The sequence below is a fragment of the Polaromonas sp. genome, assembly GCF_036676035.1.
Taxonomy (GTDB): domain Bacteria; phylum Pseudomonadota; class Gammaproteobacteria; order Burkholderiales; family Burkholderiaceae_C; genus Polaromonas.
In genome coordinates this window covers 34,990-50,176 of record NZ_JAKFDR010000002.1, presented here as the reverse complement: position 1 = coordinate 50,176, position 15,187 = coordinate 34,990, and the positions used below count along the sequence as shown (strand labels likewise).

Annotated in this window: 15 protein-coding genes and 1 pseudogene; 13 read left to right on the top strand and 3 right to left on the bottom strand. The window is 60.7% G+C overall.

The genetic code is table 11. The features are described 5' to 3' along the window. Nucleotides 1-17 precede the first annotated feature (17 nt). The 10 genes and pseudogenes from V6M61_RS20990 to V6M61_RS00385 form a co-directional block, all read left to right on the top strand. Nucleotides 18-1,124: pseudogene (locus V6M61_RS20990) on the top strand (HAD-IC family P-type ATPase); the annotation flags it as partial. Then, nucleotides 1,124-1,588 (top strand): PIN domain-containing protein, encoded by a 465-nt coding sequence (locus tag V6M61_RS00425; protein ID WP_332774575.1) that lies wholly within the window; start codon nt 1,124-1,126, stop codon nt 1,586-1,588. The pseudogene V6M61_RS20990 and the gene V6M61_RS00425, both read left to right, overlap by 1 nt. A 305-nt stretch (nt 1,589-1,893) precedes the next feature. Further along, nucleotides 1,894-2,310, top strand: a complete 417-nt coding sequence (locus V6M61_RS00420; protein ID WP_332774574.1) for a type IV pilin protein — start codon at nt 1,894-1,896, stop codon at nt 2,308-2,310. Between the two features lie 30 nt (nt 2,311-2,340). Then, the gene (locus V6M61_RS00415) at nt 2,341-2,826 is read left to right on the top strand and encodes a GspH/FimT family pseudopilin (protein WP_332774573.1); all 486 of its coding nucleotides are present in this window, start codon (nt 2,341-2,343) and stop codon (nt 2,824-2,826) included. Further along, nucleotides 2,826-3,416: a type IV pilus modification protein PilV gene (gene pilV / locus V6M61_RS00410; protein ID WP_442957710.1), complete on the top strand. Its 591-nt coding sequence runs from the start codon at nt 2,826-2,828 to the stop codon at nt 3,414-3,416. The genes V6M61_RS00415 and pilV overlap by 1 nt, the downstream gene beginning before the upstream one ends. After that, a complete protein-coding gene (locus tag V6M61_RS00405; RefSeq protein ID WP_332774571.1) occupies nt 3,413-4,480 on the top strand; it encodes a PilW family protein in 1,068 nt (355 codons plus the stop codon). Before pilV ends, V6M61_RS00405 begins: the two co-directional genes overlap by 4 nt. Nucleotides 4,481-4,482: 2 nt before the next feature. Next, a complete protein-coding gene (locus V6M61_RS00400; protein WP_332774570.1) occupies nt 4,483-4,950 on the top strand; it encodes a PilX N-terminal domain-containing pilus assembly protein in 468 nt (155 codons plus the stop codon). Between the two features lie 43 nt (nt 4,951-4,993). Further along, a complete protein-coding gene (locus V6M61_RS00395) occupies nt 4,994-8,110 on the top strand; it encodes a pilus assembly protein (protein WP_332774569.1) in 3,117 nt (1,038 codons plus the stop codon). A gap of 271 nt (nt 8,111-8,381) precedes the next feature. Continuing rightward, complete coding sequence (locus V6M61_RS00390; protein WP_332774568.1) at nt 8,382-9,467, top strand: 3'-5' exonuclease; 1,086 nt, start codon at nt 8,382-8,384, stop codon at nt 9,465-9,467. Between the two features lie 86 nt (nt 9,468-9,553). After that, entirely contained in the window at nt 9,554-10,048 is a 495-nt protein-coding gene (locus V6M61_RS00385; RefSeq protein ID WP_332774567.1) for a hypothetical protein, read from the top strand. An 8-nt stretch (nt 10,049-10,056) separates the two neighbouring features. Here the strand turns inward: V6M61_RS00385 and V6M61_RS00380 are convergent, their stop codons facing one another. Both V6M61_RS00380 and rsmI read right to left on the bottom strand, forming a co-directional pair. Next, on the bottom strand, nt 10,057-11,289 hold the full coding sequence (locus V6M61_RS00380) for a multidrug effflux MFS transporter (RefSeq protein WP_332774566.1): 1,233 nt from the start codon (nt 11,287-11,289) through the stop codon (nt 10,057-10,059). Continuing rightward, a complete protein-coding gene (rsmI, locus tag V6M61_RS00375) occupies nt 11,286-12,125 on the bottom strand; it encodes a 16S rRNA (cytidine(1402)-2'-O)-methyltransferase (RefSeq protein ID WP_332774591.1) in 840 nt (279 codons plus the stop codon). The genes V6M61_RS00380 and rsmI overlap by 4 nt, the downstream gene beginning before the upstream one ends. Before the next feature lie 50 nt (nt 12,126-12,175). On the opposite strand from rsmI, the gene V6M61_RS00370 reads away from it, so the two are divergent. The 3 genes from V6M61_RS00370 to V6M61_RS00360 all read left to right on the top strand — a co-directional run bounded on the left by V6M61_RS00370 (nt 12,176) and on the right by V6M61_RS00360 (nt 13,984). Then, complete coding sequence (locus V6M61_RS00370; RefSeq protein WP_332774565.1) at nt 12,176-12,625, top strand: YraN family protein; 450 nt, start codon at nt 12,176-12,178, stop codon at nt 12,623-12,625. A 100-nt stretch (nt 12,626-12,725) separates the two neighbouring features. Continuing rightward, nucleotides 12,726-13,325, top strand: a complete 600-nt coding sequence (locus V6M61_RS00365) for a phosphoheptose isomerase (RefSeq protein ID WP_332774564.1) — start codon at nt 12,726-12,728, stop codon at nt 13,323-13,325. Further along, entirely contained in the window at nt 13,322-13,984 is a 663-nt protein-coding gene (locus V6M61_RS00360; RefSeq protein ID WP_332774563.1) for a BON domain-containing protein, read from the top strand. Before V6M61_RS00365 ends, V6M61_RS00360 begins: the two co-directional genes overlap by 4 nt. A 230-nt stretch (nt 13,985-14,214) precedes the next feature. Here the strand turns inward: V6M61_RS00360 and V6M61_RS00355 are convergent, their stop codons facing one another. Next, nucleotides 14,215-15,129, bottom strand: a complete 915-nt coding sequence (locus tag V6M61_RS00355) for an NAD(P)-dependent oxidoreductase (protein WP_332774562.1) — start codon at nt 15,127-15,129, stop codon at nt 14,215-14,217. Between the last annotated feature and the right edge of the window lie 58 nt (nt 15,130-15,187).

Genomic DNA, 15,187 nt, shown 5'->3' with positions numbered 1-15,187 from the left:
GGTGTGTGCACGCGGCAGGTGACCCCTTGTTTGCGGGCACGCTGAACCAGAACGGCGAATCGCAGTACCGCGTGACCGCGAGCGCCAGCCATTCCACCTTGGCGCGCATTATCAAGGCGGTTCATGAGGCGCAAAGCACCCGGGCGCCGACGCAGCGATTCATTGATGCATTCGCCAGGATCTACACCCCCGCCGTGTTTGCGCTCGCCATCGGCTTGGCCATCCTGCCTCCCCTGGCAACCGGCGCCGACTGGCTGACCTGGGCGTACCGCGCCCTGGTGCTGCTCGTCATTGCATGCCCCTGCGCGCTGGTGCTGTCGACCCCGATTTCGGTGGTGTCCGGCATGACGGCAGCGGCACGGCGCGGCATTCTGGTCAAGGGCGGTCTGTACATGGAACAGGCGTACCGGCTCAAGGTGCTGGCGCTCGACAAGACCGGCACCTTGACCCAGGGCAAGGCGATGGAAGCTTGGCGTGACGCATTCGCGCAAGTGGGCATTTACGTCTTCAAAGACGCCTTCCACACCAAGACCTACTTTGGTTTCTGCCTTTATGACGATGAGTTCCCAATCATTTATGTCAACAACAGTTGCCCTAAATCGCGTCAGATATTCACGCTTTTCCACGAGCTGGGACATCTGCTGTTCCACACGAGCGGCATCGACGTTCTCGATGACGACTTCATTAAGCACCTGCCGGAGAACGAGCAGAAGATTGAAGTTATTTGTAATGGCCTAGCGGCTCGGTTGCTGGTTCCCGACGATGTCTTCGACAAACTTTTGAAAAGCAGGAAGGCTGATCGCGACACGGCAGCCGAATTGGCCGCATATTTCAGCGTCAGTCGCGAAGTGATTTACCGCAAGTTGCTCGATCGCAACCTGATCGATGCGGCAGAGTACAGCGCGGCTGCCAAGCTCTGGGAAAGCCAGGTCAAGCCTGCCAAGGAGTCGAGCGGCAATTTCTACAACAGCCGGTATGCCTATCTCGGGTCGCGCTACATCGATCTCGCTTTCACTCGTTACTACCAGCAACGTTTCGACGAACTGCAGCTGGCCGACTACCTGAACCTTAAGCCGAAGAATCTACAGACGTTCGCAGAGAAGTTCGCTGGAGGTGGACTTTGATGTATGTCCTAGACACCAACGTAATTTCGCACCTGCATAAGCACTACTACCGCTCGCGCTTCGTGTCCTTGTGGAAAAACTTTGATGAGCTTGTGGCAGCTGGCAAGGTCACTTCAACACGCGAGGCTTACAACGAGCTTCACGATGGTGCGGGTGCTGACACTGATTGGGCTAAGGCCAACGCCAAGCTTTTTGCTACACCTGATGCGAAAGAGGGCGCGTTCGTCACCAAGATTTACTCGGTGCCGCACTTCCAAGCCAACATCGAAAGGCAGAAAATCATGCGGGGTGGGCGCAACGCGGATGCCTTCATCATCGCTCGTGCCTTTGTTGTAGGCGGAACGGTCGTGACCAAAGAAAAGCTCAAGCCCAATGCCGTGAAGATCCCGAACATCTGCGAGCATTTCAGGGTGCCTTATCTTGATCTCGAAGGATTCATGGAAAAAGAAGACTGGACCTTCTAAAGAGGTCGAAGTCTTGTCTGTTGAATTCCGTCGAAAACTGATCCAGTTATGGGTCAGACTTCAGCGCAATTCAACATGCTTGACCACTTGTCGGTAAAAACCTATCGTTCATCGGGATAGCTCAAAAAACTACTTTTTTAAGCGTAATCTAATCTTGCGTGGGGAGCATTCAGAAAACGCTACTCATGCACGCGATCGATGAAAATTTTGACGGCTGTATTGATATGGTTAGTCAAGATGGTTTTCTAATTTAGCCTGGATGCTTCATATCTGCCCAGATGGTGGATTGAAAGGTCGGGGGTGAAATGAAACAAGATAGCGGCTTCACTTTGATCGAACTGATGATCACGGTCGCCGTCGTGGCTATCTTGGCATCTGTGGCTTATCCCTCCTATACACGGTACGTCGTCCGCTCCAACCGCGCGGCAGCTATCAGCTTCGTCATGAACCTGGCCAGTAAACAGGAGCAGTACAACCTTGACGCGCGTCGGTACACAAATCTGCTGTCATCGCTGGGAGCGGCCACGATACCAACCGAGGTGTCGAACCACTACACCGTGGCTGTGACGGCGGACAACACCGTAGCTCCCCCCACTTACGCCATCACCGCCACCCCGATTGGCACCCAGTTGACGCAGGACACCCAGTGTGGGACTCTGAGCATCAATCAGATAGGGGTGAAAAGTATCAGTGGCACAGGCACTGTGAGCACATGCTGGTAGGCCCACACACATGTAGCGAGTGGCCAAAAAATGAAGCGGCACCCAACAACCTCGCGGCAACTCCTGGAGACGCAGGACTTTGGATTTTCGCTGATTGAATTGTTGTTTGTCATTGCGATCGCTGCCATTTTTGCGGCCATGGCCGCCCCCTCATTCCGCGACTTCATCGCGGGCCAACGCATCAAAACAGCCTCCTACGATATTTCCTACGCCTTGACCGGTGCACGCAGTGAGGCCATCAAGCGCAACCTCAATGTTGTCTTGGCACCGGTCAGTGGCAATTGGCAAAATGGCTGGACCGTCACGACGGGCGCCACCACTATCGCGCAACACGAGCCATTTGTTGATTTGACAATCACCGGCCCGGCCGCCGGCCTCACCTACAACAGCAGTGGTCGCTTGGCGGCAGCCGTGGCTCCCTTCGCGATCAGTAGCAGCGTAAGTGCCGGCGCGGCGCCTCGCTGCGTCCTGGTCGATCTGAGCGGCTTGCCCTCCAGCAAGGCGGGAGCATGCTGATGAAGCGCCGCAGCGACTCCTTTGGCGCCCGCCAAGCCGGGTTCAGCATGATTGAAGTCATGGTCAGCCTGTTGATCCTGCTGGTGGGGCTGCTTGGCTTGGTAGGCTTGATCGTGGCCAGTCAGCGCGCCGAGACGGAGTCTTATCAACGCTCCCAGGCACTGCTGCTGCTCCAGGACATGGTGGGACGCATCAATGCCAACCGGCGCGTGGCCTCGTGTTATGCCATTACTACCGATACCGCGAATGGGGCGCCCTCCATGGGCACGGGCTCAACTGTCGTGCCCGCGTGCGGATTGGGAACGGTACAAGCCTACACACTCGCCAACAGCGATTTAACCGCCTGGAACAATTTGCTCCTCGGGACAACGGAAACAGTTAGTGGATCAAATGCCGGCGCCATGGTCGGAGCCCGCGGCTGCGTCAGCGTCGACGCCGTGACGGGCGTTTATCTGGTAACCGTTGCCTGGCAGGGTATCGCACCCACTACGGCGCCAGTTTCTGGTCTGACATGCGGCAAGAATCTGTATGGAGACGAGCAACTGCGTCGTGTTGTGAGTTTGCCCGTGCAGATCGCAAATCTGGAATGACCGACATCATGCACTTCTTGCAAACGCCACCTGTCGCAGCCCGCCGTCGCCAGGCTGGTTTGACCCTGGTTGAGCTGATGATCTCCATGGCCATCGGGCTTATTCTCGTTGCTGGCATCGCGACACTGATTGCCCGCCAAAGCAGCAGCCGTGCCGAGCTCGAAAAAACCAACCGCCAAATTGAAAACGGCCGCTATGCGCTGACGCTGCTGCAGGAAGATATCCAGCATGCCGGGTTTTACGGCCAATACATCGGGGCGCTCCCGGCGTTGGCGGCATTGCCAGACCCTTGTTCCACAAGCGCCGCGGACATCGATGCGGCACTCGCCATGCTCCTGCAAGGCTACGATGCACCGGCTTCGGTGCCTGCGCCGCTGTCAACCTGCCTGCCCGACGCGAACCACATCCCTGGCACTGACATCCTCGTGATCCGGCGCCTGGAGGCCACTGATGCATTGCCAACGATCGCTACCTTGGTTGCTGGCCAGATTTATGTGCAGACGACCCCCAGTGACAAAGTGACGGCGCTCGGGCCCGACCCAACGCCCGCCACTCCTTCCGTCTATACCTTGAAGCAGAAGGATGCGACGACACCAGCCCAGTTGCGCCGATTCGTCGAACATATTTACTTTCTGAGTCCCTGCAATGTCTACGCCTCTGGCGCTACTGCCTGCACCTCGGCGGCAGACAATGGCCGCCCCATTCCGACCCTCAAGCGTCTGGAGATGTCAGTGACTGCAGGCGCTACGGCATTGATCACCGTGCCGTTGGTGGAGGGCATTGAAAACCTGCAACTCGACTACGGTATTGATGCCACCGGAGATGGCACACCTGCCACGCCGTATATCACGGCACCGACCATTGCCAACTGGCCCAATGTCATGTCAGTTCAAGTCACCTTGCTGGCGCGCAACACCGAACCTTCAAGCGGCCATGATGACGGCACGAAGATCTACAACATGGGCGCAGGGGGAACCGTTGGGCCCTTTTCTGCCAGCCCCTACAAGCGCCACGTTTACAGCGCCAATGTGCGCGTCATCAACCCCAGCGGACAGAGGGAGTGAGCGTGAAACATCCTTATGTGAACTCCGTGTGCCGACAACAAGGCAGTAGTTTGCTGCTGAGTCTGGTGATGCTGGTGGTGCTGACCTTGCTGGTTGTTTCGGCCATCCGCATGAGCAACACCAATCTCAAAACGGTGGGCAACATGCAGGTCAAGTATGAAGCCACTGCCGCTGCGCAGCAGGCTATTGAGCAAGTCATGAGTAACGTGAACAACTTCTATACGCCCGCCGCAAGCACTGTCTCGGTCGACGTGAACGGCGATGCTGTGGCGGATTACACGGTCGCCACATCGGCGGCCGAATGCCTCAAACTGGTTGCTGTTCCTGGCTATAGCGTCGAATTCGCTGCGTCCGCTCCCAAGGACACCTACTGGGACATCAAGGCCGTGGTGACCGACAACCGCACCGGCGCCTCCGCCACCCTGCATCAGGGTGTCAGGGTCCGCATGGATTCAACGGCCACCTGTTAAAAATTCTTACTTCCCGTGTCGCACACATCCTCAGGGGTACGAAATGAAACTATCCAAATGGCTGCACATGGTGTTTCTGTCAGGCCTGGTGCTCGTTGCTGCGTTGGCCCGCGCAGACGACACGGACCTTTTCAACCAGCCGCCGGGCGCCACCATGCCGGCGCCGAATATTTTGTTCATTCTGGACAACACAGCGAATTGGGATCGGGCCTCGCAGCAATGGGTGGGATCCGAAAAACAAGGGATTGCGGAACTTAAAGCAATCAAGAACTTCGTCGCTGGTTTGACCAAACCGGCCAATGTCGGGCTGATGATGTACACAGTCCAGGGACATACCGGGGGTTATGTGCGTTACGGGATTCGCAGCATGAGCGTGGCCGCAAATAATACGGCGCTGCAAAATATTGTCGCCTCGATTACCGTGACCGATAGCGCCGAGAAAGTCAACGCGTCCAGCGGCAACGCTGCTAACACCTTTTACGAAACATGGCGCTATCTGAACGGCAGCAGCAGTTGGGCAGGCATGGATGCGAAGGCCGACTACGCAGGCAATACGGCCTCCCTCACCGCCGCGAACCAGGGATTAACCAGCGGCTTCGCCTATCAAGGGGCAAGTGCCGGCTCCCTATACAACAGTCCTCTTGGCGTCGACTGCGCCAAAACATACATTATTTTCATCGGCAACAACGGCCCCAATGCGTCGTTCGCTGGACCGGCCGCCACAGACCCCGCCGTTACGACGCTCTCAACCTATAGTTATCCCTCGACGCCTGACGTTCAATCGGCGTGGGCCCGGTTTCTTCGTTTGCGGCCAGACCTGCCGCTAGGCAGTGTTGCAGCCGCGAATGGCTCTGTGACGACCTTCACCATTGATGCTTACAACCGCCAGCAGACGCTGAGTTACACGAATATTTTGAAGAATATGGCCCTGAGCGGAGGCGGTCGGTACTACCAGGCAGGAAGCGATACCGATTTGGAGGCGGCCCTGAGGAATATCCTGGATCAAATCCAGGCGGTGAACTCGGTTTTCGCATCCGCTTCGCTGCCGGTGTCGGTCAGCGTGCGCGGCACCTACCTGAACCAGGTCTATCTGGGCGTGTTCCGGCCGGACCCTGTCGCCCAGCCCAATTGGGTGGGCAACCTCAAGCAGTACAAACTCGGCGTCGACACCACGGTGACCCCGCCCACCCTGTTCCTGGCGGACAGCACGGGCGCACCGGCGGAAAACCCAAGCACGGGTTTCGTCAACCCAGGCGCCATCAGCTACTGGACGCAGGCTTCCACTTTCTGGGATCCGTTGTACTACGTCTCGTCTCAGGGTATCGGGGGTAGTTCAGACTCGCCGGACGGTGACCTGGTGGAAAAGGGTGGCGCCGCGCAATACATACGCACGACCTTCGCCACCAGCCAGGCAGCGCGCAACCTCTACAGCTGCACGGGAACCTGCGCGAGCGGCTCGCCCCTCTCGTCCACCCCATTCAGCACCACCAATACTTCGATCACAAGCGCCTCCCTGGGCGCGGCCAGTACGACAGAGCGGGACGCCATCATCAACTGGGTGCGCGGCGGCAATGTCAACCTCGACAATCCGGCCAACGCCTCGTCCGCGACAACCAATGTGCGCGGCTTCTTGCACGGCGATGTGTTGCACTCCCGTCCTGCGGTGATCAACTACAACCGAAACGCTGACGATATCGTGGTTTATTACGGCGCCAACGATGGCATCCTGCATGCCGTCAAGGGCGGCCAGACGCTGGCCAACGGGGACGGCAATGAGCTCTGGGGGTTTGTTGCGGCGGAACATTTTCCGCAGTTCAAACGGATGCGTGATCATGCACCGACCATCTCGTCCAGCAATACCAAACCGTATTTCATGGATGGCTCGCCGACGGTCTACACCTATTCGACCGTCAACGATGGCAAGATCGATTCAACTCGCGGCGACAAAGCCTATCTTTTCATCACCATGCGCCGTGGTGGCCGCTTTGTGTACGCCCTGGATGTGAGTGATCCCCTGACGCCCAAATTGCTCTGGAAACGCAGCAATGCCGACACCGGATTCGGTGAGCTGGGCCAGAGTTGGTCGGATATGCGGGTGGCCAAATTGCGCTATCAAGCCAATCCGGTGCTGATCTTCGGCCTGGGCTATGACGCCGGTGCCAACGACCCGACCATTCAAGGCGCAGCCACCATGGGCCGCGGCGTGATGGTGCTCGATGCCACGACCGGCAGTCCGATCTGGCAGGCCGGCCCAGCGCCCGCAGGCGCCACTTATAACAAGACGGTCGCCGGCATGGCCTATGCCATTCCCGCTGCAGTTTCACTGTACGATTCCGACGGGGACGGCAACATAGACCGCATTTACACCGGAGATACCGGTGCCAATGTCTGGCGCATCAATGTCAACGACGCCGATCCGACCAACTGGACGGTGAACCAGCTGGCATTGCTAGGCGGTACGGGTGCCAATGCGCGCAAGTTTCTCTTTCCACCGGACATCATTCCGGCGGATCCGACCAATAATTTCGACTCGCTGTTGATCGGCTCGGGTGACAGGGAGCATCCGTTCGACACCAGCATCCAGAATCGCTACTACATGATCAAGGACGATCATGGCCTGACAGCGACCCGAGTGACACCGATCATCGAGGGGGCAGCCGGATCGACGACTGGCGTTGCAGGGACCCTGTACGACGCTACCTCTAATCTCGTTCAAGTAGGAACATCGGCGCAAATTGGGGCTGCCAAAACAGCCTTCTCCATTGCCAGCGGATGGTATGTCACATTGGGCAGTGGCGAGAAGATTGTGGGAGGCTCGACCACGCTGGCGGGCACCGTCTTTTTCGGCACCAATACACCCACTTCAGTGGCGGCCAATGCTTGTGTGGGCAACCTGGGAGAAGCCCGTATCTACGGTCTCAATTATCTCAACGCTTCCGCTACGATTGACCAGAATCAAAACGGTATATTGACCTCGGTGGATCGCTCTTACACGCGAGCCGGCGGTGGCTATCCACCTACACCGGTGCCCATTTCAGTGGTCATCAATGGCCGCAACTACCAGGGCGCCATTACCGGAACCCAAGTGCTTAATCCACCGGCTCCGACCCTGGGCCGCCGGTATCGGACTTTTTGGCAACGGCTGATTGACAAGAATTAACCGACCTCGCGCGACCACCTGCTGGCAGTCGTGCCGAACAACAGAGTGTTACGGGTTGATATGAAACCCGTGGCACTCTCCGCCCGGGTTTTCGCCGGTTAAACTCTCTGGAAGTTGGCTCGCTGAATCGCCTATTGACTCGCGTTTCATGCCCGTTTGCGCTGAAGGCATCAGGTGTCTTGGCCAAACTTGACAGCCACTGCCACCGGCGAGATGCTTCGGGTGGCGGTTTTTTCTGGCTGGCAGGCCAGCTTCAGGAAGAAAACATCACATGAGTAATTCGATGGCCAGCCAGCTTGGCTTTGGTTTTGACGACCCGATTGAAGGAGCTCCGGCAGCTGCGCCGAAACGACGCAAAACCAAATCCACGTTGCCGCCTGCTCCTCTTGCCACTCCCATGCTTGATCTTGGCGTCTTTGCGCCGGCTTCGCCGGTCCCCGCCGGCGTGGCCAGCCAGGATGCCGAGGGCATGGCGCGGCAGCTGGAACAGCACCCCGATTACCGCGTGCTGCGCCGCCTGGTGCCGGTGCAGGCGTTTGCGCATCAGGCGCTGGGCCCGGTGGCGCGCCTGCTGATCCTGGATACCGAAACCACCGGGCTGGACCACGGCCGCGACAAAATCATCGAGCTGGCGCTGCTGCGTGTGGACGTTGACACCGCGACGGGGCTGCCCACCGGCGCGGTGACGGTTTACGATGGCCTGCAGGACCCGGGGTTATCCATTCCCAAAGAAGCGCGCGAGATCACGGGCATCACTGACGAGATGGTCAAAGGCCAGCAGCTCGATGAAGCCAGGATTGCGGCCATGCTCGAGGGGATTGACCTGGTGGTGGCGCACAACGCCGGTTTTGACCGGCCGTTTGTCGAAGCCCGCCTGCCGCAGTTTGCCAACGTGAACTGGGCCTGTTCGTTTGCAGACATTGACTGGAAGTCGGAAGGGCGTGGTTCTGCCAAGCTGAGCTACCTGGCCAACGAACTGGGCTGGTTTTATGACGCGCACCGGGCTGAAGTGGACTGCCATGCGCTGTTGACGGTGCTGATGGCCGAGCTGCCCGGCCTGGGGCAGAGCGGACTGGCGCGCCTGCTCGCCTCTACCCAAACCCCGAGCTATCGCCTGCAGGCCACGGGCGCGCCTTTTGATGCCAAAGACCTGCTCAAAACCCGCGGCTATCGCTGGGATGCGACAGGCAAGTTCTGGCACACGCGGCTGGGCAGTGACGAGGCCTTGCAGGCGGAATGCGCGTGGCTCAAAGAGGCTGTGTACGCCGGGCGGGCTGTGCGGCTTCAGTGGGAGCGGCACGATGCGAAAAGCCGCTACTCTAGCCGTGCGGGAACGATCGGTTGGGCGCAGTTGTAAGACGCAGCCGACGCTACATGGCGGGAACGTTGCGGGGCAAACAGTGTCGAAGGGTATCGAGGCCGTCAATTTCACAGGAGTGCGCCATGCAAGCCCTTCAAGCTGCTGCCGGTGTTCTTGTTTCCGTGCTGCTTACAACCGCCTGTGCTGTGCAGATGGCGCAGCCCGGCATGTCACGCGAAGACGTCATTTCCCGTTTTGGCGCGCCATCGCGCGTGCTGCCGCTGGGGGCGGGAACCCGCCTGCAATATTCCGGGCAACCCGCGGGCCAGACCGCTGTGATGGTTGATCTGGACGCTGCCGGTAAGGTGGTGCGGGCGCGCGAGGTATTGACGCTGGCAGAATTCTCGAAAATTGAAGTCGGCAAGTGGACGCGCGCCGACGTGGAGCGCGAGTTCGGCCGCCCGGCCCGTATAGATCGCGTGGCATCGTGGTCTGGCGACATCATGAACTACCGCTGGCATGATGCGGGCGCCGACAAGCTCTTTTGGGTCTATCTGGATGCGGGCAATGTGGTGCAGCGCACTGGCCAAGGATTTGAGTTTCGTGAGATTCGCATCAGAAGGAAGGACGACAACTGAGCGGACCGCTATTCCCGCGACACTGCGCGGCCGATTTCCGGCCAGCGATGGTGCAGGTAAAGCCAGGCAAGCAGGCCGACACACATCATGGCCAGCGAGCCCACTGCCAACCCGACCGTGGACTGCATGATGAGCGGCGCGATCACGCCGGCCACGAGGCCATTGGCCGTGGAGCCGATGAAGGCCTGCAGGGACGATGCCATGCCGCGCCGCTCGGGGTTCAGGTCCAGCACCAGCAGCGTGATGACCGGCACCATCAGGGCCCAGCCAAACGCAAACACGGCAATCGGAAACAAAGCCCATGACACGTGCGGCGTGAAAAACAGATTGGCCATCAGGTTGATGACCGACACCACCAGCATGATGACGAAGCCGTGGCGGATCTGCTGCTTGGGGGCGATCTTGCCCGCCAGCCGGCCACTGAGCCAGGCGCCGGCCATGATGCCGCTGATGGTCAGGATGAAAAACCAGAAGAACTCGGTCGGCTGCAAGGACAAATGATTGCCCAGAAAAGCCGGGGCCGCCAGCACATACAAAAACATGCCGTTGAAAGGCACGCCGCTGGCCAGCGCCAGCAGCAAAAACCGGGGGCTGAACCCCAGCTCCCAATAACCGCGCATCAGGTGCCTGACCTCAAAGGGCTGGCGCTGGCTGGTGTGCAGGGTTTCGGGCAGCAGCCGGTAGTTGGCGACCCAGAGCGCCACGCCCACCGCCGTCAGAAACCAGAAAACGCTGTGCCAGCCGGCGTGCACAAACAGCCAGCCGCCGATGATGGGCGCAATGGCCGGGGCTACGCCGAAATAAATGGTGACCTGGCTCATTACCTGCTGGGCCTGGGCGGGTGGAAACATGTCGCGGATCACGGCGCGCGACACCACAATGCCGGCGCCGGTGGACAAGCCCTGCAAAGCCCTGAAGAAAACCAGCTGGCTGATGCTTTGCGACAGCGCGCACCCGGCCGAAGCGAGCGTGAACATGGCCAGCCCGCACAGCACCACCGGGCGCCGGCCAAAGCTATCGGCCAGCGCACCGTGAAACAAATTCATGAAGGCAAAGCCGAACAGGTAGGCGGACAGCGTTTGCTGCATCTCCACCGGGGCGGCGCCCAGCGCCTGGGCGATACCGGAAAACGCCGGGATGTAGGTGTCGATCGAAAACGGCCCGAGCATGCCGAGCACGGCCAGCAGGGCGGCCAGGGCCCAGCGCGGTGCGCGCCAGAGTTGTGCGGCGTTGGGGTTCATTCTTTCTTGAGCTTCAGGGCGGCTTCATAGAGGTCGTTGCGGGGCGCTCCGGTGATTTCGGCCGCCAGCTTCACGGCCGTTTTCAAGGGCAGCTCGCCCAGCAGCAGTTGCAGCACATGAACGCCGTCTTCCCGGGGGCCGGCTTGCGTGACGGCATGCAGCACCAGCGCAAATTCGCCGCGGGTGCGCTGGGGGTTGGCGGCCAGCCAGGCCGGCAGGTCCGCGGCGGCGACGGTGGCGATTTCTTCAAACTGCTTGGTCAGCTCGCGGCCAACGGTGACGGGCCGGGTCGCCAGCACCGCCAGCGCACGCGCCAGCGCTTCAATGCGGTGCGGCGCTTCGAGCAGGATGACGGCGCGCGGCTCGGTGTGCAGCGCTGCCACGGCCTGATCGCGCTCGCCAGCCTTGCTGGGCAAAAAGCCTGCAAACACAAAACCGGGGCCGCCCGTGATGCCCGCCACACTGAGGACCGTGGTCACGCTGCTGGCGCCCGGCAGGGGCATGATGGCCAGCCCTGCCGCGCGCACGGCCGCCACCAGACGGGCGCCGGGGTCGCTGACGGCGGGGGTGCCGGCATCGCTGACGTAGGCCACGCGCTCGCCGCGCTGCAGGCGTTCGATGACCAGCCCGGCGGCCTGCGCTTCGTTGTGTTCATGCACGGCCAGCAGCGGTTTTTCAATGCCGTACTGGCGCAGCAGGGTTTGGGTGTGGCGTGTGTCTTCGCAGGCGATGGCCTGCACCAGCTGCAGCACATGCAGCGCCCGCAGGCTGATGTCGGCCAGGTTGCCAATCGGTGTGGCCACCACATACAGCGCGCTTTCCGGATAATGCTGCATGCCTGCTGCGGCCCGTGCCGCAGCCAGTGCCAAGTCGAAAGAAGCGTTCAATGTGGTTTTCCAGAAAACAGGTTGCGCAATCGCCGCCGCCAAGTAGCGCCAGCGCCGCAGGGAAGGAGCAGGTTACCACCAAGCGGTTGGGCGATGCGGCCGAGCGGGCTGCGCGCGACTACCTGGTCAGGGCCGGTTTGAAGCCGATCGCGAGCAATTATCGGACACCCGGGCGCGGCGGCGGCGAGATTGACCTGATCATGGGCGCGCCGGATGGCACGCTGGTGTTTGTCGAGGTGCGCCAGCGCAGCGGCCAGTCGCATGGCGGTGCCGCAGCCAGCATCAGCGCCGCCAAGCAGCAGCGCATTGTGCTGGCGGCCCGGCATTACCTGATGCGCTTTGCCAGCCCGCCGCCCTGCCGGTTTGATGTGGTGCTGGTGCAGGGCTCGCCGGCGCAGCCCGGGGGCGTCAGTCTGGAATGGCTGCGCGCCGCATTTGATGCGTCCTGAGGACGGTTTTCAGTCTGGAATTTGTAACGATGTATGGCGTATCAAGGGGTGCAAGCCCCTTTTGCGGCTATCGGAAACCCTGACCCGCTATCATTGGCCCATGCTTGAACAACGCATTGAACAGCACTTTATCGACAGCGCCGACCTCAAATACCAGTCGGCGCAGGTTTTATCCAAGCCCATTGCGGCGGCCGTGCAGGCCATTTTGGCCAGTGTGACCAGTGGCGGCAAGGTACTGGCCTGCGGCAATGGGGGCTCGGCCGCCGATGCCCAGCACTTTGCGGCCGAGTTTGTCGGGCGCTATGAGCGCGAGCGTCCCGAGCTCGGGGCGATTGCCCTGACCACCGACAGCTCCATCCTCACGGCGATCGCCAACGATTACGACTTCAACGTGATTTTTTCCAAGCAGGTGCGTGCCTTGGGGGGCGCCGGCGACGTGCTGCTGGCCATCAGCACCAGCGGCAACTCCGCCAACGTGCTGGCGGCGATTGAAGCGGCGCACGAGCGCGAGATGACCGTGGTCGCCCTGACCGGCCGGGGTGGCGGCAAGATGACCCATGCGCTGCGCGAAACCGATGTGCATATCTGTGTGCCGCATGAGCGCACGGCCCGTATTCAGGAGGTGCACCTGCTGGTGCTCCACTGTATTTGTGATGGTGTGGATGCCCAGTTACTGGGTGATCAGGAGACCTCTGCATGAAACATGGCGTGATGAAACGACTGACCTGGGCGGCCTGTGCCGCCGCGGCCCTGACCGGCGCCCTGACGGCCTGCGTGCCCCTCGTGGTGGGCGGTGCGGCAGGGGGCTCCGTGCTGATTGCGACCGATCGCCGCACCTCCGGCATGCAGCTGGAAGATGAAGGCATTGAATTGCGCGCCGCCAGCCGTCTTCGCGACAATGTGGGCGAGCGTGGCCATATCAATGTCACCAGCTACAACCGGCAAGTGCTGCTGACGGGTGAAGTCCCCAGCGCCCAGGACAAGCAGCTGGTCGAGCAGGTCGTGTCGCGGGTTGAAAACGTGGCGTCCACCGTCAATGAGCTGGTCGTGAGCGGCAACTCCACGCTGACCCAGCGCTCCTCCGACGTGCTGGTGACCGGCCGCGTCAAGGCCATGCTGATCGACGCCCGGGATCTGCAGGCCAACTCGTTCAAGGTGGTGACCGAGCGCGGAACGACCTACCTGATGGGGCGCGTGACCCAGCGCGAAGCGGACCGCGGGACCGAGGTGGTGCGGGGCACGCCGGGGGTTCAGAAAGTCGTGCGGATTTTTGAAATCATCAGCGAGGAAGAGCTGACACGCATGCTGCCCTCACCGGCCAAACCGCAGCCCGATGCCGCCAAATCGCCAGCGAATTGATAGGCGCCATTTTTCGACGCCCCCCCAAGCAAGCACAACCCCCTCAGGGGGCATCCTTCGATACCTCAGGACGAACGGGAATACCTCAGGACGACCCTTCGACAAGCTCAGGGCGAGCGGAGATATGAAAAGTGTGTAGAAGGCCGTGCGCAGCGCAGGGCCGCCCCAAGCAAGCACAGCCCCCTCGGGGGGGCAGCGAAGTACACGCAGTGACGAGCGTGGGGGCCTGATTATCTAAGCCGTTTGATCAGGCTGGACGTGTCCCAGCGCTGCCCGCCCATGGCTTGTATGTCGGCGTAAAACTGGTCCACCAGCGCGGTCACGGGCAGGCGTGCGCCGTTGCGCTTGGCTTCATCGAGCACCAGGCCCAGATCCTTGCGCATCCAGTCCACCGCGAAGCCAAAATCAAACTGGTCGGCCAGCATGGTCTTGCCGCGGTTGTCGAGCTGCCAGCTTTGCGCGGCGCCCTTGCCGATGACGTCCAGCACCTGGCGGACATCAAGACCTGCTTTCTGGCCAAACGCCACCGCTTCACTCAAGCCCTGCACCAGGCCGGCAATGCAGATCTGGTTGACCATTTTGGTGAGCTGGCCGGCACCGCTGGCGCCCATCAGCGTGAACGCCTTCGAAAAGGCCATGCCCACAGGCTTGACGGCCTCAAAGGACGCCGCGTCGCCGCCGCACATGACCGTGAGCGCGCCGTTCTGGGCCCCGGCCTGACCGCCCGAGACCGGGGCGTCGACAAACTGCAGCCCCAGGTTTTTGGCGACGGCGTAGAGCTCGCGCGCGACGTGGGCCGATACCGTGCTGTGATCGACAAACACGGCACCCGGTTTCATGCCGGCAAACGCACCGTCGGCACCCAGGGTGACGCTGCGCAGGTCATCGTCATTGCCGACGCAGCAAAACACGACGTCGGCGTCTTGAGCGGCCAGGCGCGGGGTGTCCGCATGGTTTGAGCTTCCAGCGCCCGGAAATTCTGCGCACCATGCTATTGATTTGCTAGCAGTCCGGTTGTAGGCCGTGACCCGGTGCCCGGCCAGCGCCAGGTGGCCGGCCATGGGGTAGCCCATGACGCCAAGGCCGAGAAAAGCGACTTTTCGGGAAGGGGTGGGCTCGTAGGTTTTGGGGTTGGTATTGCGCATGATGTTCAGGGCGAAAAGAGAGGTGTCGGGGCGTAGCGAGCGGGCTTCAGGCTAGGCG